The sequence below is a fragment of the Pseudoxanthomonas kaohsiungensis genome, assembly GCF_010211765.1.
In the GTDB taxonomy this organism is placed as follows: domain Bacteria; phylum Pseudomonadota; class Gammaproteobacteria; order Xanthomonadales; family Xanthomonadaceae; genus Pseudoxanthomonas; species Pseudoxanthomonas kaohsiungensis.
Genome location: NZ_PDWO01000016.1, coordinates 32,567 through 57,978 on the forward strand (window position 1 = coordinate 32,567; position 25,412 = coordinate 57,978).

The window sequence follows — 25,412 nt, forward strand, 5'->3', positions numbered from 1 at the left end:
ATGGGCTCCTGCGATGTTGCGGAAAGACGGTCGGGGAACACGGGCGCCGTGGCGGCGGCGCTCACTTGAGGTAAGAACGCACCAGCCCGGTCATCTCCTCGATGCGGGCCTGGCGCTGGGCGTCGGTACCGGCTGGCTGGCCGAACTCCTCGCGGATATGCGCTTCCATCACTTCGGACATCAGGCCGTTGACGGCACCGCGGATGGCGGCGATCTGCTGCAGCACCGCGCCGCAGTCGGCGCCGCCTTCCAGCGCGCGCTCCAGCGCTTCGGTCTGGCCGCGGATGCGGCGCAGCCGGGTCAGCACGCGCTTCTTCTCGTGGGCGGTGTGCGGCATGGCGACGGCTCCTGGATACTGGGGGATAGTATCAGCGGCCAGGCCATCCGTCACCCGCGCCCCACCTAAAGTCCGCGCCCGCGCGGCCGACAACGGTCCCATGGAACGTCCGTCCGATCCGGCGGCAGGGAACCGCCAGATGCTCAAGACCATCGATGTCGACCAGCTGCGGCCGGGCATGTTCATCCAGCGCCTGCACGGGTCCTGGCTCAAGCACCCGTTCTGGCGCTCGTCGTTCCTGGCCAGCGAGCAGGACGTGGAGCGGATCCGCGCCAGCGCGGTGGAGTCGGTGGAGATCGACGTGCGCCGCGGGCTGGATGCGCCGCCGGCCGATCGGCGCCAGGCGGTCGATCCAGGCGGGCACGAGGCGTCCGCCTCTGTCGGTGCGGCGGCCGACCCGGATCCAGCGACCGGGGCTGGATCCCGGGCCGACGCGGTCGCCGGCCCGCATGCAGCCGCCGACCTCGGCTCCGAGCTGACCCGCGCGCGCCGCATCTGCCAGGAAGGCCGCGATGCGGTGGAGGCGATGTTCCGCGAAGTGCGCATGGGCCGGATGGTCGATCCGGCGGCGATGCTGCCGCTGGCCGACGAGATCACGGCGTCGGTCGACCGCCACCCCGGCGCCCTGATCTCGATCGCCCGGCTCAAGACCGCCGACGACTACACCTACCTGCATTCGGTCGCGGTCAGCGCGCTGATGGTCGCCTTGGCGCGCCAGCTCGGGCTCGACGAGGCGCAGTGCCGCGAAGCGGCGATGGGCGGGCTGCTGCACGACCTGGGCAAGGCCTGCATGCCGCTGGACATCCTCAACAAGCCCGGGCAGCTGACCGACGACGAATACATGGTCATGCGCTCCCACCCGGAGGAAGGCGAGCGCCTGCTGCGCCACAGCGGCCTGGAGAACGCGGCGGTCCTGCACATGGTCCGCCACCACCACGAGAAGTACGACGGCGGCGGCTATCCGGCGCGACTGCCCGCCGATGCGACCCCGCTGCTGACCCGGATGAGCGCGGTCTGCGACGTGTACGACGCGATCACCTCCAACCGCCCCTACAAGGAAGGCTGGGATCCGGGCGAATCGCTGCGCCGGATGGCGTCGTGGAAGGGCCACTTCGACCCGGCAGTGCTCAAGGCCTTCATCGCCAGCGTCGGCATCTACCCGATCGGCACCCTGGTGCGGCTGTCCAGCGAACGGCTGGCGGTGGTGCTGGAGCAGGGACCGGGTGCGCTGTCGGCGCCCCGGGTGCGGGTGTTCTTCTCGGCGCGGCTGCGCAGGCAGGTCCTGCAGCAGGACCTGGACCTGTGGGCGCCGGCCTGCGGCGAGCGCATCACCGGGATCGAATCGCCGCGGCAGTGGGGTTTCCGCGAGCTGGATAAGCTGTGGGCGCCCTAGGGCGCGCCGCGTCACTTCACCCGGCGACCGTGCTTGACCACGATGTCCACCCGCTGCAGCAACGCCACCTGCTTCAGGACGTCGCCCTTGACCGCGATGATGTCGGCGTACTTGCCCTCGGTCACCGTGCCGTAATCCTTGTCGGCCTTCATCGCCACCGCCGGCCAGTAGGTGGCCGCGCGGATCGCGTCGATCGCCGGCACGCCGAGCCGGTTCACCCACACGTCCAGCTCGTTCCAGGTGCTGCCGCTGTGGAATTTCATCGGGATGCCCGAATCGGTGCCGATGAGCAGCTGCACGCCGTTCTCGCGCAACTGCTGGAACTTGCGCTGCAGGGTCGGCCAGCGCTGCGGCGTCTGCTGGAAATAGGAGATGCGTTCCGGGTGCGCCAGCGACTGGCGGATGTCCGCCACGATCGCCGGCGGCAGGCCCTCATGCCAGTCGCTGCCGTCGATGAATTCGTGGTTCTTCACCGTGTACGGGAAGTTGTAGAGGCCCTCGATCGTCGGCGTCCAGAACAGCGGGCCGGCGGCCATGTTGGCGGTGCGCTCGCGCAGCGCGGCGATCACGTCGGGCGGATATTCGGGCGCGGCGGCCAGGCCGGTGTGTTCGAAGCAGTCGACGCCGGCTTCCAGGCCGCGGCGGATCTCCTCGGGTCGGTGCGCGTGCGCCACCACCGGCAGGCCGTGCCGGTGCGCCTCGTCGACGATCGCCCGCAACTCGGCCTCGCTCATCCCGTCCTGGTCGATCAGCTTGACCACGTCCACGCCGGCTTCGGCGATGCGGCGCACCTTGGCGCGCGCATCGGCCGGCGAATCCACGCCCCAGCGGAACTGCTCGGTGCCCGGATAGGGCTTCTTCTGGATGAAGGGACCGGACACGAACAGGGTCGGGCCCGGGATGCGACCGGCGGCGATCGCGTCGCGCACGGCGATGCTGTCCTCCAGCGGGCCGCCGAGGTCGCGCGCGCCGGTGACGCCGGCCAGCAGCAGCTGCCTGGCCGAGGCGGGCATGATCACGTCGCGGAACTGCGCCGGATAGGTCCGGTCCCAGTGCTCGTAGTCGGCGTGGCCGTTGATCATCAGGTGCACGTGCATGTCCCACAGGCCGGGCAGCACGGTCATGCCTTCGGTCGAAACCACCGTGGCGTCGGCCGGGACCGGCAGGGTGTCGACCGTGCCGACCGCGACGATCCGCTCGCCCTCGACCAGGACCACGCTGTCGCGGATCGGATCGGCCAGGGTGCCATCGACCAGCGTGCCGCCGACCAGCGCCAGCGTCTGCGCCGCCGCGCCTTGCGCCAGCAACGAACCCACCAACAGCCACATGCTCCTGCCCGCCTTGCCCATGCCCTGCTCCCCGTCCGCCAAAGCCGCAGCCTAACCGGCGGCCGCGGCCCGCGACAGGACCGCCGGCACGGTACGGCGCCTGCAAGGTTGTCCTCGTTGCGCTGCTTCCGGCGTGTCCTGTCTGCGAACCCTTCCACGCCACCGTCCCCCGCACGCCGCGCAGACCCGACATGAACCCCATCCGCCATCCGCTGACGCTCGCCCTGGCCGCCGCCGTGTCCGTCGCCCTGCCCGCCAGCAGCGCGCCGTCCGGTCCCGAAACCCAGGTCTGGATCGACGTGGCGACCCACCACCAGGCCGGCATGCCCGACATGGAATCGATGATGGGCGGCATGGGCGGACTGGCCGCGAAGATGATGGGCGGAGGCCAGGGGACGTTCGCGTATCCCGACGCGCGGCATCCGATGATGACCGGCAAGTTCTTCGACATCGCCATGCTCAACACGCTGGCGCCGGGCAAGGAAGCCGAACAGCAGGTCCCGGCGGGGCTGGGCCTGGGCGCGTCGCTGCCATTGCTGCGGCCGGCCGCCAGCGTCGGTCGTGAAGCCGGCGGCACGACTGGAGTGCCCGACGGCGAGATCCACATCAAGTACTACTGGGGCTGCGGCAGTGAGGTCCGCGCCGGCCAGCCGCGCGAACTGCACATGCGCGCCAGGGGCGGCAAGTTCGAGATGAGCGGCGACCCGATGCAGGGCCGCTACGCGCCCGACCGCGGCGTCGACCCGAACCCGTCCTACGTGCTTTGGCCGAACCCGAAGACGCGCAACCGCGCGCCGGCCAGCGCCTCGCTCGTCGGCCAGCACCGCATCACCGGGCAAGGGGTGCCGGAGTCGCTGGAGTTCGAACTGCAGCAGGCCGCCGACTTCATGCCGAAGATCGCGCTCACGCAATCGGGCGAACTGGCCAGCGGACTGACCCTGGGCTGGCAGCCGGTCGATCGCGCCAAGGCCTACTTCCTGCACGGCCTGAGCCTGCAGGACAAGACCATCGTGATCTGGAGCAGCGCCGAGGTGCCCGATGCGGGCCAGGGCGTGGTCGACTACCTCACCGGCGCGCAGATCGACCGCTGGCTCAAGGAGAAGGTGTTGCTGCCCCCGTCCACCACTTCTTGCGCGATCCCGAGGGGGATCTTCGCCGACGCCAGCAGTGGCCAGGCCAGCCCGGGCATCCTGAGCATGATCGCCTATGGCCCGGAGACCCACGTCGCCTGGCCGCCGAAGCCGGCCGATCCGAAGCAGCCGTGGGATCCGGAGTGGAACGTGCGCGTGCGCACCAAGTCCACCGCGGGCGCACTGCTGGGCATGGACCTGTCCGGCATGCAGGGCATGGACGGCATGGACGCCGGCGATGCGGCCACGCCGCAGGATCCGGGACAGAAGAAGCCCGAGGAAGGCGCGACCAAGAAGCTGCTCAAGGGCCTGCTGCGCAACCTGTGATCGCGTCCGGGCGATGGCCCGGCGCGGCCGTCGGCCCGCGCCGGACGCGCGCTCAGTAGGCGAATTCGCCGAACACCCGGTCGATGTCGCCCTTCCACGCGCCATGGAACAGCTCGAGCTTGCGCTCGGCGGCGGTCTGCCCGCTCTCGGCGATCTCCACCAGCGTTTCCAGGAAGCGGGTCTCGTCGATGCCGTCGTCGTTGAGCGCGGCGCGGCGGCGCAGGCCGGCGACGGAAATCTTCAGCGCTTCGACCGCCAGCTCGCGCACCGTCGCGCCACGGACGCTGCCGAGGCGGGCCGGCAGCTTGAGCGCGTGCTTCGGCACGCCGTCGCGCAGCGCGTGGCGCTCGGCGGCGCCGAAGTCCCTGACCAGGTCCCAGGCCGCGTCCAGTGCCGCGTCGTCGTACAGCAGGCCCACCCAGAACGCCGGAAGCGCGCACAGGCGCGACCACGGGCCGCTGTCGGCGCCGCGCATCTCCAGGTACTTCTTCAGCCGCACTTCCGGGAAGGCGGTGGTCATGTGGTCGGACCAGTCGCGCAGGGTCGGCAGCGCGCCCGGCAGCACGTCCAGCTCGCCCTTGAGGAACTTGCGGAACGACTTCCCGGACGCATCGACATAGACGCCGTCGCGGTAGGAGAAGTACATCGGCACGTCGAGCAGGTAGTCGATGTAGCGCTCGTAGCCGAAGCCGTCCTCGAACACGAAGTCGAGCATGCCGGTGCGATCGGGGTCGGTGTCGGTCCAGATGTGCGAGCGGTAGCTGAGGTAGCCGTTGGGCTTGCCCTCGGTGAACGGCGAATCGGCGAACAGCGCGGTGGCCACCGGCTGCAGCGCCAGGGACACGCGGAACTTCTTCACCATGTCCGCTTCGGAGGCGTAGTCCAGGTTGACCTGCACGGTGCAGGTGCGGGTCATCATGTCCAGGCCGAGCTGGCCGACCCTGGGCATGTAGGACTTCATGATCTGGTAGCGGCCCTTGGGCATCCACGGCATCTCGTCGCGACGCCACTTGGGCTGGAAGCCCATGCCGAGGAACCCCAGCCGCAGTTCGTCGGACACCTGCCGCACCTCGTTGAGGTGGGTGCCCAGTTCCACGCAGGTCTGGTGGATGGTTTCCAGCGGCGCGCCCGACAACTCCAGCTGCCCGGCCGGCTCCAGCGTGACCGACGCGCCCTCGCGGAGCAGGGCGATGACCCGCCCGTTCTCCTCGACCGGTTCCCAGCCGAACCGCACCAGGCCCTTGAGCAGCGCCTCGATGCCGCGTTCGCCGTCGAACGCCGGCGGCCGCAGGTCGTCCAGGCGGAAGCCGAACTTTTCGTGCTCGGTGCCGATGCGCCACTGGTCGCGGGTCTTTTCCCCGGACGCGACGTACTCCAGGAGCTGGCTGCGCTGGGTGACCGGGGTATCGGCGACGTGGCTCGGGCTCGACAAGGGCAGGCTCGCAGGCGGCCGTGGGGGCCGCGGGGCAGCGCACTATAGCCTGCCGCGGTAAAGGCGACGTTGCCGCTCCTGCGCCTCAGCATTCCGTCCATGCGCACCCGCGACAGCCGCGGCCGCGCCCGGGTTAGGCTATGCCGATGCCGAACCGCGCGCGCCCCCGGACCCACGCCGAACTGCACCGCACCGACCGCGTCGGCTGGCTGCGCGCGGCGGTGCTCGGTGCCAACGACGGCATCGTCTCGGTCGCCGGCCTGGTGGTCGGCGTGGCCGCCAGCGGCGCGGACTCCGGCGCGATCCTCACCGCCGGCATCGCCGGCACCGTCGCCGGCGCGATGTCCATGGCCGCAGGCGAATACGTGTCGGTGCAGTCGCAGGCCGACACCGAGCGGGCCGACATGGCGATCGAGCGGCGCGAGCTGCGCGAGCAGCCGGAAGCGGAGCTGCGCGAGCTGGCCCGCATCTACGAGCAGCGCGGACTGGACCCGGCGCTCGCGTTGCAGGTCGCCGAGCAGCTCACCGCGCACGATGCCCTGGCCGCGCATGCCCGCGACGAACTCGGCATCAGCGCCAGCCTGCGCGCGCGGCCGGTGCAGGCGGCGCTGGCATCGGCGGCGGCGTTCTGCGCCGGTGCGGCCCTGCCGATCGCGGCCACGCTGCTGGCGCCACCGGCGCACGCGGCCACCGTGGTCACCGCCAGCACCCTGTTCGGCCTGCTGCTGTCCGGCGGACTGGCCGGCTGGGCCGGCGGTGCCTCGGTACCGCGCGGCGCATTGCGGGTGACGTTCTGGGGCGCACTGGCGATGGGTGCCGCGCACCTGATCGGCGGCCTGTTCGACGTGGCGGTGTAGGAGCCCATCCTCATGGGCGACCCGATGCCGCCGGCACAGGCAACGGTGTCGGCATGCCGACGCCCGTGTCGCCCATGAGGATGGGCTCCTACAGCAGCTCCAGCCAGCCGGCGACGACCGCGCGGGCTTCGTCCACGCCCTGCTTCGATTCGCTCGAGAAGGTCTGCACGCCGATGCCGGCATCGCCGAACGTGGCCTGCAGCTCCTTGCGCACCGCCTGCAAGGCCTGCGCCTGCTGGCCGCGGCCGAGCTTGTCGGCCTTGGTCAGCAGCGCATGCGCCGGCAGGCCGCGCGCGACCGCGTACTCGAGCATCTGCCGGTCGTAGTCCTTGAGCGGGTGGCGGATGTCCATCACCACGACCAGCCCGCGCAGCGCCTCGCGCTGGCGGAAGTAGCGGTCGATGAATCCCTGCCAGTGCGCCTTCATTTCCATCGGCACCTTGGCGTAGCCGTACCCCGGCAGGTCGACCAGGTAGCGCTGCGGCTGGACCTCGAAGAACACCAGCTGCTGGGTGCGTCCGGGGGTCTTGGACACGCGGGCCAGTGCGTTCTGCCGGGTCAGCGCATTGAGCGCACTGGACTTGCCGGCATTGGACCGGCCGGCGAAGGCGACTTCGAGCCCCCCATCGGCCGGAAGCTGGGCGGGCGTGTGCGCCGAGCCCAGGTAGCGGGCTTTTTCGAGTGGATTGGACATGGCCATAGGATCGCACGTCGCGCGCCCCGGGCCCCGCGACGACGCGGCGGCCGGCGCTTTCGTTGACCGTCGCGCCCCGCGACAGGGATAATCCCGACGTTTCGCGGCCGTTCACGGGCCGCCTCGATCGGGTTCCCGGAGCTCTAGCATGCGCCACGCTCGCGTTTTAACCCTTGCCGGACTGGCCGTCGCGGTCACCGCCGTCGCCGCCTATGCCGCCCAGACCACGGTGGTGCCGGTGCCGGACAACGCGCCCGTGCAGACCGCACCGCTGGAAGTGGACCTGAGCAAGACCCACTGGGGCGACGCCGAAGCCGGCGCCGGCAAGGCCGCCGCCTGCGCCGCCTGCCATGGCGCCGACGGCAACCCGGTCGACCCGATGTACCCGCGCATCGCCGGCCAGAGCGAGCGCTACATCGCCAAGCAGCTGGCCCTGTTCGCCAGCGGCGAGCGCCACAGCGGCCTGGCCGCGGTGATGGCCCCGTTCGCCCAGGCGCTGAGCCCGCAGGACATGCGCGACGTGGGTGCGTTCTTCGCCCAGCAGAAGGCCGGCGCCGGCGTGGCCGACGACACCGAGGTGGCCGATGGCCCCTACGCGGGCCTGAAGTACTACGAGATCGGCCAGCAGCTGTTCCGCGCCGGCGACGCCGAACGCGGCATCCCGGCCTGCGCGTCCTGCCACGGCCCCACCGGCGCCGGCAACCCGGGCCCGCCGTACCCGCACATCGGCGGGCAGATGGCCGAGTACTCGGCCCGGCGCCTGCAGGAATACCGCGCCGGCACCACCAGCGAGAAGGACGCGGCCTCGTTCCACATCATGGCCAAGGTCGCCAACAAGCTGACGGACCAGGAAATCGGCGCGCTGGCCAGCTACCTGCAGGGCCTGCACGACCATGCCGACGATGCCGAGGTCGCCGCGGCCGAACCGCGCTCCTGAACTTCGGCGCGCCGGCGCGGTCTGACCACCGTAGTCCCTCTCTCTTGAACTTGCGCCGGCCCCATGGCCGGCGTCTTTTTTCCGCCGGGCGCCACCGCCCGGACCACGCCGGAGACCCCCGATGAAGGCAGTGCTGACCGGACTTCTGCTCGCCGCCCTGGCCTGGCTTCCGGCCGCCGCCGCCGCGCCGGCCGGGTCGGCGCCGCAGGCCGGCCACGACTACATCGAGCTCCCCGCGGCCCGGTCCTGGGCGGCCAGGCCCGGGCGGATCGAGGTCGCCGAGGTGTTCGGCTATTCCTGCCCGCACTGCGCCCACCTGGAGCCGCTGCTGGCCGAATGGAAGGCGAAGCTGCCGCGCGACGTCGACTTCGTGGCCGTGCCCGCCGCCTTCGGCGGCCCCTGGGACACCTGGGCCCGCGCCTACTTCGCCGCTTCCAGCCTGGGCCTGATGCCCCGCGCCCACAAGGCGACCTTCGACGCCGTGCACCGGTCCGGCTCCCTGCCGCGCAACCCCAGCGCGACGGAACTGGCCGCCTTCTTCGCGGGGTATGGTGTCGATGCGGCGAGCTTCCAGGCCGCGATGGCCGATCCCAAGGTCGACGCGCAGGTGCGGCAGGCCGCGGCGCTGGCGCAGGCCTGGGAGCTGGAAGGCACGCCCGCCCTGGTGGTGGCCGGCCGTTACCGGGTGCTCGGCCATGATTTCGAGGACATGCTGCGCATCGCCGACTGGCTGATCGCGCGCGAGCGCCAGGCCGGGCGCAAGCCGTGACCGCCGGGTTGCCGGCCCCGACCGCGCATTGACGCCCCGTACCCCATCCTTTCCGTACCCAGGAGACCACCCGCCATGACCAAGCGCCACCTGCTCAGCCTGTCCCTGCCGCTGCTGCTGGCCCTGACCGCCTGCTCCGGGCCGGAGGCCCCCGCCCCGGCGGCCACGCCGGCACCGGCCGCGCCCGCCGAAACCGCTGCTCCGTCCGCCCCCGCCACGCAGCCGGGCGAAGCCGCGGCCACGGCCGCCGAACCCGCCCAGGCGGCCGCGCCGGCGCCGGCACCGAGCGCGCCCACCGGCCCGGCCCCGGTCGCCGGCGTGGACTACATCGAGATCGCCAACGGACAGGCCTTCCAGCCGGCGGCCGGCAAGATCGAAGTCGCCGAAGTGTTCGGCTACACCTGCCCGCACTGCGCCCAGTTCGAGCCCGAGTTCCAGGCATGGAAGCAGCGCCAGGCCGCCGACGTGGCGGTGGTCCAGGTGCCGGCGGCGTTCGGCGGCTACTGGCTGCCGTACGCGCGCGCGTTCTACGCCGCCGAGGCGCTGGGCGTGCTGCCGCAGAGCCACGACGCCATGTTCAACGCGATCCACGTGCAGCGCAGCCTGCCGGTCAACAACAACGTCACCGCCGAGCAGATCGCGCCGTTCTACGCCCAGTACGGGGTGGACGCCAAGCGCTTCGCCGATACCTTCAACAGCTTCGGCGTGGACGCCAAGATCAACCGGGCCAAGCAGTTCGCGGTGAAGACCCGGATCGAGGGCACGCCGGCGATCGTGGTCAACGGCAAGTACACCGTGCCGGTGGACCAGCAGGGCTTCGGCAAGATGCTCAACACCGTTGACTGGCTGGTCGCCAAGGAGCGCGGCGGCGCGAACTGACGCGCCGTCGCACGCTCCGATGGGCTCCCCCGCGCCCTCGACCGGCACAGCCAGGCCACCGGAGGTCGCCGACGCGACCTCCGGCGCGCGCCGGCTGCGCCTGCTCAGCGCCAACATCCAGGCCGGCTCGAGCACGCGCCGCTACAGCGATTACGTGACCCGCAGCTGGTCGCATGCGCTGCCGGCCGGCAAGCGCACCAGCCTGGACGCGATCGCGCAGCTGGCCAGCGGCCACGACATCGTCGGCCTGCAGGAAAGCGACCCGGGCAGCCTGCGCTCGGGGTTCACCAACCAGACCCATTACCTGGCCCAGCGCGCCGGCTTCCATTACTGGACCCACCAGCCCAACCGCAGCGTCGGCGGCGTGGCCTCCAGCGCCAACGGCCTGCTCAGCAAGCTCGAGCCGGTCCGGACCAGCGACCATTCCCTGCCCGGCCGGATCAAGGGCCGCGGCGTGCTGCTGGCCCACTTCGGCGACGACCGCCCGGGCCTGACGGTGGCCGTCGCGCACCTGTCGCTGGGCGCGAAGTCGCGGCTGGCGCAGCTGTCCTTCATCGCCGAAGTGCTGCAGGACCATCCCAACGCGGTGCTGATGGGCGACTTCAACTGCCTGCCCGACCAGCCGGAGATGGAGGTGCTCTACCGCAACACCACCCTGCGTCCGCCCGAATGCGTGGTGCCGACCTTCCCGAGCTGGAAGCCGCAGCGGGCGATCGACCACATCCTGGTCAGCGGCGACCTCAAGTGCCTCGGCTCGCAGGCCTTCCCCGCCGCGTTCTCCGACCACCTGGCGCTGGCGATGGAGATCGAGGTGCCGGAGGACGCGCTGCGCACCTGAGCCGCTTGTTCGGCCCACGTCCTGGGCGTAAGACGACCCCGGGTTACCCGGATCCGGATAGACCGCCTTCTCCGCGATCAGGCACGGCCGTTGCAGCGGCGGTGGATCTTCGCCCCGGCCTTGGCCGTCCAGCGTCTTCGAGCAGGCCGGAGATCACCGGCCCGCGCCAGTGCAATGGCCAGCGCGTGGCACCCTTGCGGCTCAGAAGCCGTAGCGCAGGAACCCGCCGTCCACCGCGATGCATTCGCCGGTGACGTAGCTGGCCGCCGGCAGGCACAGGAAGGCGACCGCCGAAGCGACCTCTTCCGGCTCGCCGATCCGGCGCATCGGCGTGCGCCCGATCACTTCCTCGTAGTAATCCGGATCCGACAGCGGCCCGGAGGTCCGCCGCGTGCGGATGTACCACGGCGCCACCGCGTTGACCCGGATGCCGTCCTCGGCCCATTCGGCGGCGAGGTTGCGCGTCATCTGGTGCAGGGCCGCCTTGCTCATGCCGTAGACCACGCCGCTGCGCACGTGGGTGATGCCGGAAACGCTGCCGACGTTGACGATACTCGACGCGGCATGCCGGGCCAGCAGCGGGTGCGCGTAGCGCGACAGCTCGAAGGCGGCGAACAGGTTGGTCTCGAAGATCCCGCGCCACTCGTCCTCGGTGTAGTCCACCGCGGCCTTGGTGACGTTGCCGCCGGCGTTGTTGACCAGGACGTGCAGGCCCTCGCCCTGGTCCTCGACCCAGTCCAGGATCGCCTGGCGGTCGGCGTCGTCGGCCACGTCGGCGGCCATCGCCAGGATGTCCTGCGCCGGGTGGCGGTCGGCGAGCTCGTCGCGCGCCTCCTGCAGCGGATCCTCCTCGCGCGCCACCAGCAGCAGGTGCGCACCCAGTGCCGCGAGTTCGCGCGCGATCGCCAGGCCGATGCCGGCGCTGGCGCCGGTCACCAGCGCCAGTTGCCCGTCCAGCCGCCACCGGTTCGTCGTCATGGGCGTAGGATAGCGCCGGCCTTCCTCCGGAGCGCGCCGATGTCCGATAACGTCCATCCGTTCCCGTTCCGCCCGGCGCTGTGCGCGATCGCGCTGGTCGCCGCGCTCGCCGCCTGCCGCCGGGAACCGCCCCCGACCGAACGGCCGCCCGAACCGCAGGCACAGGCGCACACCGGATTGCGTGATGCGATCCAGGCGCCGCAGGACAAGGCGCACGGCGTGGAGAAGACCGTGCAGGACGCGGCCGACCGCCAGCAGGCGGAGATCGACGCGGCCGAAGGCGGCTGAGCCGCGCCATCGACGACGCGAGCGCCCCGTAGAGCCGGCCCTGGCCGGCTGCTTCCGCCCGCCATCGACATGCAAGGCCGCGGGGCAAGCCCCGCTCTACGCGGGGCCGCGCCCGCGCGGGCGCATCACCACCCGCAGAAGCAATAGGCCAGCGACTTCACCGGCGTGCCGTTGCGGTCCTTGAGTGCGTTCTCGACGAAGCGCAGCTGCGCCTCCGCCTCGGGCATGGCCTGCGCCAGCGCCGCGCGTGCCAGGCCCGAATCCTGCAGCAGCGCCGCGCCGACCCGGCTGCCGGCGAAACCGGCCAGGAACTGCGCGAACGGGGTGGCCGGCTTGTCGATGTAGGTCACGCGGAACTTGCCCTTCTCGCCCAGCTTGGCGCGCGTGGCCGCATCGGCGACCGCATCGCCCAGGTCGCCGAGCTCGTCCACCAGGCCGCGCTCCTTGGCCTGCGCACCGCTCCACACGCGGCCACGGGCGACCGCGTCGACTTCTTCCACCGGCTTGCCGCGCGCGGCGGCGACCTTGCCGGTGAAATCGGCGTAGCCCTTGTCGATCACCGCCTGGATCACGCGACCCACCTCCGGATCCATCGGCCGGGTGACGTCGAACGCACCGGCGAAGCGGGTGGTGCTCACGCCGTCGGTGTGCACGCCGATCTTGTCCAGGGTGCGGGTGAAGTTCGGGATCAGGCCGAAGATGCCGATCGAGCCGGTGATCGTCGACGGATCGGCGTAGATCCGGTCGGCGTTCATGCTGATCCAGTAGCCGCCCGAGGCGGCCAGGTCGCCCATCGACACCACCACCGGCTTGCCGGCGGCCTTGAGCTGCTCGACCTCGCGGCGGATCTGCTCGGAGGCGAACACCTCGCCGCCGGGCGAATCCACGCGCAGCACCACCGCCTTGACGTGCTCGTCGTCGCGCGCCTGGCGCAGCAGCGCCGCGGTGGACTCGCCGCCGATCCGCCCGGCCGGCTGGTCGCCGCCGCTGATCTCGCCCTCGGCCACCACCACGGCCACCTGCGGGCGGCGGTCGACCGGCGAGCGCTTGCTGTCCAGCTGCACCAGGTAGGCATCCAGGTCGACGCTGCGGAAGCCGCGCTCGTCGTCCTCGTCGGCCACGCCACGCTCGGCCAGCAGTTGCTCCACTTCCTCGCGGGTCTTGAGCCCGTCGACCAGCTTCATCGACTGCGCATGCTTGGCGATGTCGCCACCGGCGGCCTCGATGCCTTCGGGCAACGCGTCGATCTGCGCGGCCAGCTGCGCCGGGTCGAGCTTGCGCGCCGCGCCGACGTCGGCCAGGTAGCGCTGCCACACGTCGTTCATCCAGTACAGGTCGGCTTCCTTGGCTTCCGGCGAGGCCGCATCGAGGATGTAGGGTTCGGCGGCGGACTTGAACTCGCCGACCCGGAACAGGTGCACGTCCACGCCGAGCTTGTCCTGCAGGCCGGTGCGGAAATACTGGCGGTAGCGCCCCAGCCCTTCCAGGAGCAGGCCGCCCATCGGGTCGAGGTAGATCTCGTCGGCCTGCGCGGCCAGCAGGTACTGGCCCTGGCCGATGTTCTCGCCGAACGCCACCACCTGCTTGCCGGAGGCGCGCAGTTCGCCCAGCGCCTGGGCCACCTCGCGCATCGAGGCCATGCCCGAGGGTTGCAGCTTGTCCAGCTGCAGCAGCACGCGCTCGATGTGCTTGTCGTCCCTGGCCTCCTCGATCGCCCGCAGCAGGTCGCGCAGCTGGATCTCCTCGGCCGACCGGTCGCCCAGCGCGCGCGCCAGCGCGCGGGTCACCGGGTCGGCGGTGAACTGCTCCACCAGCCGGCCTTCCGGCGCGATCACCAGGGTCGTGCGCTCCTGCAGCGGCTGCACGCCGCTGCCCTTGCCCAGCGCGGCGATGAACAGGATCAGGACCAGGAACAGCAGTCCGAAGAACAGCAGGTTGAGGATCAGCCGGCGCGTGAAGTTCATCACGTCCCACAGGCCGACGAAGAAGCGACCGACGGGATTGGGGCGCGGCAGGGGGGGCGGGTTCATCGGACAACGGCTCCGGCAGGCGGGATGCGGGTTACGACTGCAGGATAGCCCGTGCGCCAGGGCCTTTCATGCGCCTGAAGTCAGGGTGCCGCCGGGGGCGGCCACCGGCAGCGGCAAACGGTTCAGGCGCCAGGACAGGCGCCAGCCCATCAACACCGCCGCCGCCGACAGGCCGACGATCAGGCCGGCCCACATGCCCTGCGGCCCCCAGCCCAGCCCCAGGCCGAGTCCGGCGCCCAGCGGCATGCCCAACCCCCAGTACGCGGCCATCGCCAGGAACATCGGCACCCGGGTGTCGCGCAGACCACGCAGCGAGCCGGCCGACATCACCTGGATGCCATCCGGGAACTGGAACGCGGCCGCGTACAGCAGCAGGGTCGAGGCCAGCGCGGCCACCGCCACGTCGCGGGTATAGACGGCGACGATCGCGTCGTGCCCCAGCAGCAGCACGACCGCCGAGCACAGCTGGGTCGCCAGCACGATCGCGTAGCCGGCGCGCGCGGCCCGGCGCACGCCCGCCGGGTCGCCGGCGCCCAGCGCGTGGCCGACCCGCACCGTGGTCGCCTCGGCCAGGCCCATCGGGACCATGAAGCACAGTGCCGAGACGTTGATGGCGATCTGGTGCGCGGCCGCCGGCACTTCGCCGAGCCGGGCGATCAGCAGCGCCGTGGCGATGAACAGCCCGCCCTCCATCAGCACCGTCACCCCGATCGGCAGGCCGGTGGCGAGCAGGCTGGCGATCACGCGCCAGCGCGGCCATTCCAGGTGCGCGAACAGGCCCAGCGGCGCGAACCGGGCCGACCGCCACAGGTACAGCGCGAAACCCAGCGCCTGCAGCCACATCACCGTGGCCGAGGCCGCGCCCAGGCCGGCGGCGCCCATTTCCGGCAGCGGGCCGACGCCGAAGGTCAGCACGTAGCCCAGCGGCGCCAGCACCGCCAGGCCGCCGAAGCCCAGCAGCATCGTCGGCAGGGTCCAGTGCAGGCCTTCGCTGAGGTAGCGCATGCAGAAGAACAGGGTCAGCGCCGGCACGCCCCAGCGCACCGCATGGGAGAAGGCGGTCGCGCCGGGAATGATGTCCGTCGCGATGCCGAACGCGCCCAGCGCCAGCGGCACCGCGCTGAGGAAGGCGAACATCAGCAGGCCCAGGCCCAACCCCAGCCACAGCGCCTGCCGGAACAGCGGCGCGATCTCGTGGCGGCGGCCGGCGCCATCGAGCTGCGACACGGAGGCGGTCAGCGCGATGAGCGTGCCGATCGGCACCATCATCGGCAGCCACAGCAACGCGGTGCCGACCGTGACCGAGGCCAGCGTGCGCGTGCCGTGGTGGCCGGCGATGACGTTGTCGACGAAGTTGATCAGGCCGGTCGACACGTGGCCCAGCACCAGCGGCAGGGCAAGCGTGGCGGTGGCGCGCAGTTCGCGGCCGAAGCGCGGCGCGGATTCGGAAGGCATGCAAGGACACTTGGCGCGGGCTGCGGCCGTGCGGTCGGGCACTGGCACCGGGCTCCTGCGGCCCGCTATCTTAGCCTTGCCCCGGGGAAGCGACGAACACACGCCATGAGCGACAGCCCTCCTGCCGCCTGCGAGAACTGCGCCCAGCCATTGCAGGGCCGGTTCTGCCACGCCTGCGGCCAGGCCGCGCACAGCCCGGTACGCAGCTTCGCTCACGCGGTCGAAGAGGTATTCGAGTCCTTCTGGCACCTGGACGGGCGCATCTTCCGCACCCTGCGCCGACTGCTGGCGCCCGGCGCGTTGGCCGCCGACTTCCTGGCCGGGCACCGGGCGCCCTACGTGGCGCCGATGCGCCTGTTCGTGATCCTGTGCGTGCTGACCTTCTTCGTCGGCAAGCTGGTGGATTTCGGCGATTCGTCGGCCCTGCCGCCGGTACAGGTGAATGGATCGGGCAACAGCGACTTCGCCCGGGCCCAATCGGTGGCCGAGGTCGAGCAGATCCGCGACAAGGCCATCGCCGATATGGAACAGGCGCGCGAAAGCATGCCGGCGATCGCCGCGCCGGCGCGGCACGGCTTCGACCGGGGAATCGCCCAGATCCGCCGCCAGGCCGACCGGCGCATCGTCGAACTCGGCGGCACGCCTCGTGCCCCTGCGCCCGGAACCGATGCGGAGGCCGATGCCGAGCCTGCGAATCCCGATGCGATCGCCATCTCCACCGGCACGACCGCCGACGGGTGGCTGGAGCGGCAGGGCCAACGCATGCTGCAGAACCTGCCGCGCATCGAGAAGGACCCGTCGCTGTTCAAGTACGCCTTCATGGGCAGCGTGCCCACCGCGCTGTTCGTGCTGGTGCCGCTGTTCGCGCTGCTGCTGAAACTGTTCTACCTCGATTCCGGCCGCCTGTACCTGGAGCACCTGGTAGTGGCGTTCTACAGCCACGCGTTCCTGTGCCTGGCGTTGCTGGCCCAGTTCGCGCTGCTGGCGCTGGACCACTGGATCACGCCGCACCTGGCCTTCTTCGGCGCGATATCCGGGCTGGCAGCAGCCCTGCTGTGGCTGTGGATGCCGACCTACCTGCTGCTGATGCAGAAGCGCGTCTACGGCCAGGGCTGGACCCTGACTTCGCTCAAGTTCGTGCTGATCGGCGGCATCTATTCGTTCACGCTGATGCTTACCGTGATGGCGTTGATCGTGGTCAGCCTCGCCCGCGCCTGAGCGGTTGCATCGTCACTGCTGGCGCTGGTCCAGCCAGGCCGTGCGCGCCGCGGGGGGCGTGGCCAGCAGTTCGCGGCGCAGCCGCTCGCGTTCGGCCGGCGGGGTGCGCAGCGACAGCGCGCCGAGCCGGGCGCGCTGTTCGGGAGTAAGCGTGCGCAGTACGGCCAGCAGCGGTTCGCGCTCGTCTTCCGGCACGAACCCGACCAGCGGCTGCAGCAGCACGAAGTCCGCGCCGAGCACCGGGCCCAGGCGCCAGCCGCGGCGCTCCATCGCATCCAGCGCGGCGAAGCGCGCGTGCAGCGCGGCCTGCGCGGCCGGATCGCGTGCCTGCAGCGCGACCGCCGCCGCATGCACCTGGGCCTGCTCGTGTGCATCCAGGCGGGCCCAGTCGGCACCGGTGCCGCCGGCATCCTGCAGCAGGTCCGCCGACGGCTCCGCCGGCTCGCCCTCCTGCTCCAGCCGCGAGGGCGGGGCGCCGGCCGCCAGCCAGGACAGCAGCGCCAGCCGGGCCACGACCGGATCCTGCACGCCCTCCTCCAGCGGCGCCGGCCAATCGACCGCGGCGACCGGCGGCGGATCGCCCTCCGGCAGCGGTTCGACCTGTACCGGCGGGTTGTCGTGCACGCGCAGGTCGTCGAGTGCCGCGGCGGCGGGCGCGTCGGCACCGGCGGCCGGCATCGCCGCGGGCCACCACCACAGCGCGGCCCCCAGCAGCAACGCGCCGAGCGCGGCGATGGCGACCAGGAGCCAGGCAGATCCGCGCGGCGGCCTGGCGGGGCGCGAGCGCGCGTCCGGCACCGGCGCGGCGGCCTCCGGCGGCGCAGCGACCTGCTGGCCGGCCAGGGCCGCTTCGCGAAGCTGCATCAGCCGCACGAGCTGGTCGCTTTCAAGCTCGCGCCCGGCCTGCTGGATCGCCTCGGCCTGGTGACGCCATCCGGCCGCATCGGGACGGCCGTCGGCGGCGCGCGGACAGGCGTCGGCCAAGGCCTGCTGGTAGGCCTGGACGTCCACGCCCAGCACCTCCGCGGCGGTGGCCTCGTCCAGGCCGGCCACCTGGCGCAGCAGCAGCGCGCGGCGCACTGGAGGGCGCATCGACGCCAGGAAGCCCAAGGCCACGGGCCAGTCGCCCCCCGGCTCCTGCGGCAGGGCCAGCAGCAGCTTCCAGAAGCGGGTCGGCCATTCCGCCATGGGCATCCGCGCGGCAGGGCCGGGGAACGCGCGGATCGCCGCCGCCAGGGACCGCTCCGCCGCCCGCGCATCCCCGGATTGCAGCCACAGGAACAGGAAAGCGCGGCGCTCGGCGCCCCGCAGGAAGGCGGCCAGCGCCGCCGGCAGCCCTGACGAACCGCTCACCGCACCAGCACCCGTCGCATCTCCACCATTGGCCAAGGATAGGCCCCCGCCGGGGTGCGGCGCGTCTTGACACGCCGCCGGGCGCTGTTCCAGCCCGCTGGGACAAGGCTCGCGGCCCAAACGGTTGTGCACAGCGCAATTACTTTCGGCGCAAAACCCGCATTTTTGCCTTCACGCCCTTCGCTGCATCGGTGTTTCACGGGCAAACCGTTGATTCTTTTTTGTTTTTTCATATGGCGTTTTTTTGACCAACCTGACTGACAGGCTTGAATTCCCGTCTTTGCGGCGTGAAGCATCGCGGTGATGCACAAGGTTATCCACATCTTGTGTGGATAAGCACAAATATCCAAGTGTGACGGCGGTTTACATCCCATTTATCAGCCGGCACGCAGCAATGCGGTGCAAGCGGGGGTCCTGCGGGCGGTCGGACGCTGGCTTTAGACTGGCCCGATATGCCCCCCTCCGACCCGATCGCCTGCCTGCAGGTCGCCTTGCCCGTGCCGCTGCCGCGGCTGTTCGACTATCTGCCGCCGGCCGGGCATGCGGCGACACCCGCCCTGGTCGGGCACCGGGTGCAGGTGCCGTTCGGCAGCCGCGAGCTGGTCGGCGTGGTGGCCAGCGTGGGCATGGCCGAGGCGGGCATCGAGCTGCGCCAGGCCAGGGGCCTGCCCGATGCCGAACCGCTGTTCAGCGGCGAACTGCTGGACTCGCTGCGCTGGCTCGCCCGCTACACCCACGCCCCGCCCGGCGAAGTCTTTGCCACCGCACTACCGGCGCCGCTGCGGGCGGGCGAGCCCTTGCCCGATACCCATGCATGGGCCTGGCTGCTGACCGAAGCCGGCGCCACCGGCCTGGCCGGCCTGCGTCGCAATACCCGGCCGCGGCGGCTGGCGGAGCTGCTCGAAGCCGGGCCCGCGGACGAGGAGAGGCTGGACCGGCAACTGGAAGGCTGGCGCGACGCCGCGCGCGCCCTGGCCAAGCGTGGTTACGCCGAGCGCGTGGCGATTCCGGCCACGCCCGGCGCGCCGGATCCGCAGGCCGGGCCGCCGCCCAACCCGGAACAGCAGGCGGCGATCGACGCCATCGTCGCGGCCCGCGGCTTCGCTCCGGTGCTGCTGGAGGGCGTGACCGGCAGCGGCAAGACCGAGGTCTACCTGCATGCCATCGCCGACTGCCTGGCGCGCGGCCGCCAGGCGCTGGTGCTGGTGCCGGAGATCGGCCTCACCCCGCAGACCCTGGCGCGCTTCCGCGCCCGCCTCGGCGTGCCGGTGCATGCGCTGCATTCGGGCCTCGCCGACGGCGAGCGCGCGCGGGTCTGGGCCGCGGCCTGGCGCGGCGAGGCGCGGGTGGTGGTCGGCACCCGCTCGGCGGTGTTCACCCCGCTGCCCGAGGCCGGCCTGATCGTGGTCGACGAGGAGCACGACGGCAGCTACAAGCAACAGGACGGCATCCGCTACCACGCGCGCGATTTCGCCCTGGTGCGCGGCAAGGCGCTGGCGGTGCCGGTCCTGCTCGGCAGCGCGACGCCGTCGCTGGAGACGCTGCACAACGCCGGCGCCGGCCGCTACGCGCACCTGCGCCTGCGCCAGCGCGCCGGCGAGGCGCGGCCACCGGCGGTGCGCATCCTCGACGTGCGCAAGCGTCCGCTGCAGGCCGGCCTGGCCCCGGAAGTGCTCGAGATGATCGGCGCGGCGCTGCGCGATGGCGGCCAGGTGCTGGTGTTCAAGAACCGCCGCGGCTACGCACCGGTGCTGCTCTGCCACGATTGCGGCTGGAGCGCCCACTGCCCGCGCTGCAGCACGCCGGTGCAGAGCACGCCGCTGACCGTCCACGCCGGCGGCGGCAAGCTGGTCTGCCACCACTGCGGCCACCGCCAGTCGCGCCCGCTGGCGTGTCCGGACTGTGCCAGCCTGGCGCTGCAGCCGCAGGGCGTCGGCACCGAGCGGCTGGAGGAGCTGCTGGCCGAACGCTTCGCCGACTGGCCGGTGCTGCGCATCGACCGCGGCACCACCCAACGCCGCGACGGCCTGGCAAGACTGCTGGCCGAACTGGGCGACAGGCCCGGCATCCTGGTCGGCACCCAGATCCTGGCCAAGGGCCACGACCTGCCCCACCTTACCCGCGTGGTGGTGGTCGGCGTGGACGAGGGCCTGTTCTCGTCCGATTTCCGTGCCGGCGAGAAGCTGGCGCAACTGCTGATCCAGGTCGCCGGCCGCGCCGGCCGCGCGCGACGCCCGGGCCAGGTGTGGTGGCAGACCCACCACCCCGACCATCGCCTGCTGCACGACCTCCTCAACGGCGGCTACGACGCCTTCGCCAGGGACGAGCTGGCCCAGCGCGAAGCTGCCGGCTTCCCGCCGTTCGCCCACCTGGCGATGCTGCGCGCCGAGGATCAGCAGGCCGGGAACGCCGACGCGTTCCTGCGTGCGGCCAGGTCGATCCTGCACGACGCCGCCGATCGCATGGCCGCGCCGGGAATCGAACTGCTCGGTCCCGTGACCGCACCGATGTCGCGGCGCGCCGGTCTCTACCGGATGCAGCTGTTGCTGTCCGCGGCCACGCGCCCGGTCCTGCATGCGCTGCTCGACGCGGCGTTGCCGGCAATCCACGCCCTGCCCGAGGCACGGCGCACCCGCTGGTCGCTGGACATCGATCCGGTCGACCTCTACTGATCGCAACATCGCAATGGCAGCATCGACCGGGCACGCAGGCATGCCGCGGACCGATGAAGCCTGCGCCCGTGGAGCCACGCCCGTTCCGGACGCAGGCGCGGCCGCGTGCGAATCAGGCCGCCTTGCCGGCCGCCGACTTCTTCGCCGCGGAGCTGCGGCCCGGCTTGTCGCGCACCAGCACGAGCTTGCCCTCCTGCTTGATCTCGAACAGGCCACTGGCCTTGACCAGGTCGCTGAGCTTGCCGTAGCCGTAGTTGCGCGGGTCGAACGAGGCCTGGTTGCTGATCTGGCTGCCGACCACGCTCAGGTTGGCCCAGCCGTCGTCGCCGCTGCCGGACTCCACGGCGCTGCGCAGCATCTGTACCAGGCGGGTGTCGCCGCGCAGCTCCTTCGCGGTCTTCTTCGCCGTCGCCTCGGCCTTGCCGTTGTCGGCCGGCGCGCCGAGCGCTTCGATGTAGGTGAACTTGGAGCACGCGTTGACGAATGGCTTGGGCGTCTTCTGCTCGCCGAAGCCGTAGACCTTGACCCCGTCGGTGAGCAGGCGCATCACCAGCGGGGTGAAGTCGGCATCGCTGGAGACGATGGCGAATCCATCGAGGTTGCGCGCGTAGAGCAGGTCCATCGCATCGACCACCATCGCCATGTCCGAGGCGTTCTTGCCTGACGAGTAGGCGAACTGCTGGATCGGGCGGATGGCGTACTCGTGCAGCACCGCTTCCCACTGCTTGAGGTTGGAACTCTTCCAGTTGCCGTAGGCGCGGCGCACGTTGGCCACGCCGTGGCGGGCCACCTCGGCCAGGATGACGTCGATCTTGCCCGCCGGCGCGTTGTCCGCGTCGATCAGCAGGGCGATGCGCTTTTCCGCTTCGGCCATCGGTTCGCTCCCTGGTCCGTGTGCCGCGCAGTCTTGCACAACCGCGGCGCCTGCGGGTCGACGCGCGTCCGTGCCAGAATCGGCCGATGGAACCCGCCCGCGAACTCACCCCGGCCCGCCGCCTGCGCAGCATCTTCAGCGGCTCGGTCGGCAACCTGGTGGAGTGGTACGACTGGTACGTGTACGCGGCGTTCTCGCTGTACTTCGCCGAGGTGTTCTTCCCCGGCGGCGACCGCACCAGCCAGCTGCTGAAGACCGCCGCGATCTTCGCCGTCGGTTTCCTGATGCGGCCGCTCGGCGGCTGGCTGCTCGGGCGCTACGCCGACCGGCACGGGCGCCGCGCCGCGCTGCTGCTGTCGGTGTGGATGATGTGCGCCGGCTCGCTGGTCATCGCCTTCACCCCGGGCTACGCCAGCATCGGCATCGCCGCGCCGATACTGCTGGTGCTGGCGCGCCTGCTGCAGGGACTGTCGGTCGGCGGCGAGTACGGCACCTCGGCCACGTACCTCAGCGAGATGGCCGGCCGCGAGCACCGCGGCTTCTGGTCCAGCTTCCAGTACGTGACCCTTGTGATGGGCCACCTGGTCGCACTGGCGGTGCTGCTGGCGCTGCAACTGCTGCTCACGCCCGAGCAGCTGCGCGAATGGGGCTGGCGGATCCCGTTCGCGATCGGCGCGCTGGCCGCGGTGGCGGCGCTGTGGCTGCGGCGGAACATGGCGGAAACCGAATCGTTCGCGCGCAGCGAGGCCGATGCCTCGGCCGCGCAGCAGCGTCGCCAGGGCACGTTGCGGGTGCTGCTGCAGCACCCGCGCGCGCTACTGACCGTGGTAGGGCTGACCATGGGCGGCACGCTGGCGTTCTATACGTACACCACCTACGTGCACAAGTTCCTGGTCAACAGCGCCGGCCTGTCCAGCCAGGACGCGGCGCGGGTGAACGCCTCGACGCTGTTCGTGTTCATGCTGCTGCAGCCACTGGTCGGCGCCTTGTCGGACCGGATCGGGCGGCGCCCGGTACTGATCGCCTTCGGGGTGCTGGGCACGCTGCTGACCGTGCCGATCCTCAGCCGCCTGCAGTCGGTGGGCAGCGCGGGCGAGGCGTTCTGGCTGGTGATGCTGGCGCTGGTGGCGCTCAGCGGGTACACCGCGATCAACGCGGTGGTGAAGGCCGAGCTGTTCCCGGTGGAGATCCGCGCGCTCGGGGTTGGCCTGCCCTATGCGTTGACGGTGGCGGTGTTCGGCGGCACCGCCGAATCGGTGGCGCTGTGGTTCAAGCGCGCCGGGCTCGAAAGCGGCTTTTACTGGTACGTCACCGCCTGCATCGCAGTCTCGCTGCTGGTGTACGTGTGGATGCCCGATACGCGCCGCCATTCCAGGATCGACCAGGACGATGCGGCCGCGCCGCGCGGAGGAACCCGGTGAACCACCACAACCGTCTTCCCCACCTGCTCGTGATCGGCGGCGGTTTCGCCGGCCTGTGGGCCACGCGTGTACTGGCCGGCGCGCCGCTGCGCATCACCCTGCTCGACCGCAGCAACCACCACCTGTTCCAGCCGCTGCTGTACCAGGTCGCCACCGCCGGGCTGTCGGCACCGGACATCGCCGCGCCGCTGCGCCACATCCTGCGCCGGCAGCGCAATGTCGAAGTGCGGCTGGGCGAAGCGACGTCGATCGATCCGGCGCGCAGGCAGGTCGTGCTGGCGGACGGCACCGCGCTGGATTTCGACTACCTGTTGCTGGCCAGCGGCGCGACCCACGCGTACTTCGGCAACGACCACTGGGCCGGGCATGCGCCGGGGCTGAAGTCACTGGATGACGCGCTGCACCTGCGCCGGCGGCTGCTGCTGGCCTTCGAGCGCGCCGAAGCCTGCACCGATCCTGGCGAGCGTGCGGCATGGCTGAGCTTCGCCATCGTCGGTGGCGGCCCGACCGGGGTCGAGCTGGCCGGCACCCTGGCCGAGATCGCCCGGCACACGCTGAAGGACGAGTTCCGCCACATCGATCCGGCGAGCGCGCGCGTACGCCTGGTCGAAGCCGGGCCTCGGGTACTGGCGTCGTTTCCCGAGGAACTCTCGCACCGCGCACGCCGGCAGCTGGAGAAGCTCGGCGTGGAGGTGTCCACCGGCGTACCGGTGACGGCCATCGACGGCGCCGGCTATCGCCTGGGCGATGTGTTCGTGCCCGCGCGAACCGTGGTCTGGGCCGCCGGCGTGGCCGCTTCGCCGCTGGCGCGATCGCTGGGCGTTCCGCTGGACCGCGCCGGCCGCGTGCCGGTCGAACCTGACCTCAGCGTGCCCGGGCAACCGCACGTGTTCGTCGCCGGCGACCTGGCCGCGGTGAAGCAGGCCAACGGCGCTGCGGTCCCGGGCGTGGCGCCGGCGGCCAAGCAGATGGGCCGGCACGTGGCCGTGGCGATCCGCGCGCGCCTGCAGGGCGCGAACGCGCGACCGTTCCGCTACCGGGACTTCGGCAACCTGGCCACGATCGGCCGCATGGCCGCGGTGGTCGACCTGCACGGGTTCAAGCTGTCCGGGCTGCTGGCCTGGTGGTTCTGGCTGGCGGCGCACGTGTTCTTCCTGATCGGCTTCCGCAACCGGCTGGTGGTGCTGCTCAACTGGGCCTGGGCCTACTGGAGCTACCAGCGTGCGGCGCGGATCATCCTCGGCAAGGGTGGGGACGGGGAACGGCCGCCGGCGAAGCCGGAGTAGGCACCGCCGGGCGGACGCGGGGCCACGGAGTACGGCAGCGAGCTGGTGCATCCGCGCCGGACGGGCATGACAATCGCGCGTGCCGCTGCGATCCTTGCCCTCGCCTCCCTGCATGCGGCCGCCGTGTCCACCCTCCTGCTGCTGTTCGACCTGATCGGCACCTTCGTGTTCGCGCTCAGCGGCGGCACGCTCGCCGTGCGCCAGCGGCTGGACCTGTTCGGCGTGCTGGTGCTGTCGTGCGCGGCGGCCGTATCCGGTGGCCTGGCCCGCGACGTGCTGATCGGCGACCAGCCACCGTCCGCGCTTGCCGACTGGCGCTACCTGGCCACCGCGATGCTGGCGGGCGTCGTCACCTTCTACCGGCACGAGTCGATCGAGCGCCTGCGCAATCCGGTGCAGTTGTTCGACGCGGCGGGCCTGGCGCTGTTCGCCGTGCTCGGTACAAGCAAGGCATTGGCCTTCGGGCTCTCTCCCTTCGCCGCGACCCTGCTCGGCATGATGAGCGGCATCGGTGGCGGCATCGCCCGCGACCTGCTGGTCGCACGCACCCCGGTCGTCCTGCAGGCGGAGCTGTATGCGGTGGCCGCGCTCCTGGGCAGTGGCGTGGTCGCGCTGGCGCACGTCACCGGGCTTCCGCCGTACCCGGCGATGGCAGCCGGTGCGCTGGCCTGCTTCGGCCTGCGCTACATGGCGATCCGCCACGGCTGGCACCTGCCGGTGGCTCGGGTGCCGGAAGACCCGCCGGGCTGAATGACCGCGGCGCCATGGGCCGACCCGCCTCCGCCTGGGTGCGTGCGGGGCAGCGTTCCCGTATGCCCACCTTGCCACGGACAACCCGACCATCGTTGGGAAGTGACCGGAAAGCAAACGGCCCGGACTTGTGCCCGGGCCGTTGCGGTAGCACTGGACGTCCTTG

Annotated in this window: 23 protein-coding genes; 13 read left to right on the forward strand and 10 right to left on the reverse strand. The window is 71.5% G+C overall.

Annotated features, from left to right (window positions below):
• Positions 1-61 precede the first annotated feature (61 nt).
• Positions 62-337, reverse strand: a complete 276-nt coding sequence (gene frmR, locus CSC66_RS14650) for a formaldehyde-responsive transcriptional repressor FrmR (RefSeq protein WP_162378153.1) — start codon at positions 335-337, stop codon at positions 62-64.
• A gap of 139 nt (positions 338-476) precedes the next feature.
• Between frmR and CSC66_RS14655 the strand changes: the two genes are divergently transcribed.
• Positions 477-1,730 carry an HD-GYP domain-containing protein gene (locus CSC66_RS14655; RefSeq protein ID WP_162378154.1) on the forward strand — a complete coding sequence of 418 codons (1,254 nt, stop codon included), beginning with the start codon at positions 477-479 and terminating at the stop codon, positions 1,728-1,730.
• An 11-nt stretch (positions 1,731-1,741) separates the two neighbouring features.
• Here the strand turns inward: CSC66_RS14655 and CSC66_RS14660 are convergent, their stop codons facing one another.
• On the reverse strand, positions 1,742-3,058 hold the full coding sequence (locus CSC66_RS14660; RefSeq protein WP_202935667.1) for an amidohydrolase family protein: 1,317 nt from the start codon (positions 3,056-3,058) through the stop codon (positions 1,742-1,744).
• Positions 3,059-3,249: 191 nt separating this feature from the next.
• Between CSC66_RS14660 and CSC66_RS14665 the strand changes: the two genes are divergently transcribed.
• Positions 3,250-4,515 (forward strand): hypothetical protein, encoded by a 1,266-nt coding sequence (locus CSC66_RS14665; RefSeq protein WP_162378156.1) that lies wholly within the window; start codon positions 3,250-3,252, stop codon positions 4,513-4,515.
• 52 nt (positions 4,516-4,567) lie between these two features.
• Here CSC66_RS14665 and CSC66_RS14670 read toward each other — a convergent pair whose 3' ends face one another.
• Positions 4,568-5,947 carry a glutamate--cysteine ligase gene (locus CSC66_RS14670; protein ID WP_162378157.1) on the reverse strand — a complete coding sequence of 460 codons (1,380 nt, stop codon included), beginning with the start codon at positions 5,945-5,947 and terminating at the stop codon, positions 4,568-4,570.
• Positions 5,948-6,093: 146 nt separating this feature from the next.
• On the opposite strand from CSC66_RS14670, the gene CSC66_RS14675 reads away from it, so the two are divergent.
• Complete coding sequence (locus CSC66_RS14675) at positions 6,094-6,804, forward strand: VIT1/CCC1 transporter family protein (protein ID WP_162378158.1); 711 nt, start codon at positions 6,094-6,096, stop codon at positions 6,802-6,804.
• A gap of 88 nt (positions 6,805-6,892) precedes the next feature.
• Here the strand turns inward: CSC66_RS14675 and yihA are convergent, their stop codons facing one another.
• A complete protein-coding gene (gene yihA, locus CSC66_RS14680) occupies positions 6,893-7,498 on the reverse strand; it encodes a ribosome biogenesis GTP-binding protein YihA/YsxC (protein WP_162378159.1) in 606 nt (201 codons plus the stop codon).
• 148 nt (positions 7,499-7,646) lie between these two features.
• Between yihA and CSC66_RS14685 the strand changes: the two genes are divergently transcribed.
• The 4 genes from CSC66_RS14685 (at position 7,647) to CSC66_RS14700 (ending at position 10,921) form a co-directional block, all read left to right on the forward strand.
• Positions 7,647-8,435 carry a c-type cytochrome gene (locus CSC66_RS14685; protein ID WP_162378160.1) on the forward strand — a complete coding sequence of 263 codons (789 nt, stop codon included), beginning with the start codon at positions 7,647-7,649 and terminating at the stop codon, positions 8,433-8,435.
• Between the two features lie 121 nt (positions 8,436-8,556).
• The gene (locus CSC66_RS14690) at positions 8,557-9,204 is read left to right on the forward strand and encodes a thiol:disulfide interchange protein DsbA/DsbL (RefSeq protein ID WP_162378161.1); all 648 of its coding nucleotides are present in this window, start codon (positions 8,557-8,559) and stop codon (positions 9,202-9,204) included.
• Between the two features lie 75 nt (positions 9,205-9,279).
• A complete protein-coding gene (locus CSC66_RS14695; protein WP_162378162.1) occupies positions 9,280-10,083 on the forward strand; it encodes a thiol:disulfide interchange protein DsbA/DsbL in 804 nt (267 codons plus the stop codon).
• A gap of 100 nt (positions 10,084-10,183) precedes the next feature.
• Positions 10,184-10,921 (forward strand): endonuclease/exonuclease/phosphatase family protein, encoded by a 738-nt coding sequence (locus tag CSC66_RS14700; protein WP_162378206.1) that lies wholly within the window; start codon positions 10,184-10,186, stop codon positions 10,919-10,921.
• A 201-nt stretch (positions 10,922-11,122) separates the two neighbouring features.
• Here CSC66_RS14700 and CSC66_RS14705 read toward each other — a convergent pair whose 3' ends face one another.
• Positions 11,123-11,899 (reverse strand): SDR family oxidoreductase, encoded by a 777-nt coding sequence (locus CSC66_RS14705; protein ID WP_162378163.1) that lies wholly within the window; start codon positions 11,897-11,899, stop codon positions 11,123-11,125.
• A gap of 39 nt (positions 11,900-11,938) precedes the next feature.
• Between CSC66_RS14705 and CSC66_RS14710 the strand changes: the two genes are divergently transcribed.
• Positions 11,939-12,187, forward strand: coding sequence for a hypothetical protein (locus CSC66_RS14710; RefSeq protein ID WP_238394412.1), 249 nt, complete (start codon positions 11,939-11,941; stop codon positions 12,185-12,187).
• Between the two features lie 125 nt (positions 12,188-12,312).
• Here the strand turns inward: CSC66_RS14710 and sppA are convergent, their stop codons facing one another.
• Positions 12,313-14,217 carry a signal peptide peptidase SppA gene (sppA, locus tag CSC66_RS14715; RefSeq protein ID WP_162378164.1) on the reverse strand — a complete coding sequence of 635 codons (1,905 nt, stop codon included), beginning with the start codon at positions 14,215-14,217 and terminating at the stop codon, positions 12,313-12,315.
• Between the two features lie 66 nt (positions 14,218-14,283).
• Positions 14,284-15,672, reverse strand: coding sequence for an MATE family efflux transporter (locus CSC66_RS14720; RefSeq protein ID WP_162378165.1), 1,389 nt, complete (start codon positions 15,670-15,672; stop codon positions 14,284-14,286).
• Positions 15,673-15,777: 105 nt separating this feature from the next.
• On the opposite strand from CSC66_RS14720, the gene CSC66_RS14725 reads away from it, so the two are divergent.
• Complete coding sequence (locus tag CSC66_RS14725) at positions 15,778-16,890, forward strand: DUF3667 domain-containing protein (protein WP_162378166.1); 1,113 nt, start codon at positions 15,778-15,780, stop codon at positions 16,888-16,890.
• A gap of 12 nt (positions 16,891-16,902) precedes the next feature.
• On the opposite strand, the gene CSC66_RS14730 is transcribed toward CSC66_RS14725, so the two are convergent.
• Positions 16,903-18,243 carry a hypothetical protein gene (locus CSC66_RS14730; RefSeq protein ID WP_162378167.1) on the reverse strand — a complete coding sequence of 447 codons (1,341 nt, stop codon included), beginning with the start codon at positions 18,241-18,243 and terminating at the stop codon, positions 16,903-16,905.
• Positions 18,240-18,554: a hypothetical protein gene (locus CSC66_RS14735; protein ID WP_162378168.1), complete on the reverse strand. Its 315-nt coding sequence runs from the start codon at positions 18,552-18,554 to the stop codon at positions 18,240-18,242. The genes CSC66_RS14730 and CSC66_RS14735 overlap by 4 nt, the downstream gene beginning before the upstream one ends.
• A 141-nt stretch (positions 18,555-18,695) precedes the next feature.
• Here CSC66_RS14735 and CSC66_RS14740 point away from each other — a divergent pair, with 141 nt between their 5' ends.
• On the forward strand, positions 18,696-20,915 hold the full coding sequence (locus tag CSC66_RS14740) for a primosomal protein N' (RefSeq protein WP_162378169.1): 2,220 nt from the start codon (positions 18,696-18,698) through the stop codon (positions 20,913-20,915).
• 112 nt (positions 20,916-21,027) lie between these two features.
• Here the strand turns inward: CSC66_RS14740 and CSC66_RS14745 are convergent, their stop codons facing one another.
• On the reverse strand, positions 21,028-21,789 hold the full coding sequence (locus CSC66_RS14745) for an NYN domain-containing protein (RefSeq protein ID WP_162378170.1): 762 nt from the start codon (positions 21,787-21,789) through the stop codon (positions 21,028-21,030).
• 86 nt (positions 21,790-21,875) lie between these two features.
• Here CSC66_RS14745 and CSC66_RS14750 point away from each other — a divergent pair, with 86 nt between their 5' ends.
• From CSC66_RS14750 to CSC66_RS14760, 3 genes are all read left to right on the forward strand, one after another.
• Positions 21,876-23,210, forward strand: a complete 1,335-nt coding sequence (locus CSC66_RS14750; protein WP_162378171.1) for an MFS transporter — start codon at positions 21,876-21,878, stop codon at positions 23,208-23,210.
• Positions 23,207-24,496, forward strand: a complete 1,290-nt coding sequence (locus tag CSC66_RS14755) for an NAD(P)/FAD-dependent oxidoreductase (protein ID WP_162378172.1) — start codon at positions 23,207-23,209, stop codon at positions 24,494-24,496. The genes CSC66_RS14750 and CSC66_RS14755 overlap by 4 nt, the downstream gene beginning before the upstream one ends.
• Positions 24,497-24,619: 123 nt before the next feature.
• A complete protein-coding gene (locus CSC66_RS14760) occupies positions 24,620-25,246 on the forward strand; it encodes a trimeric intracellular cation channel family protein (RefSeq protein WP_162378208.1) in 627 nt (208 codons plus the stop codon).
• The last annotated feature ends 166 nt before the right edge of the window (positions 25,247-25,412 follow it).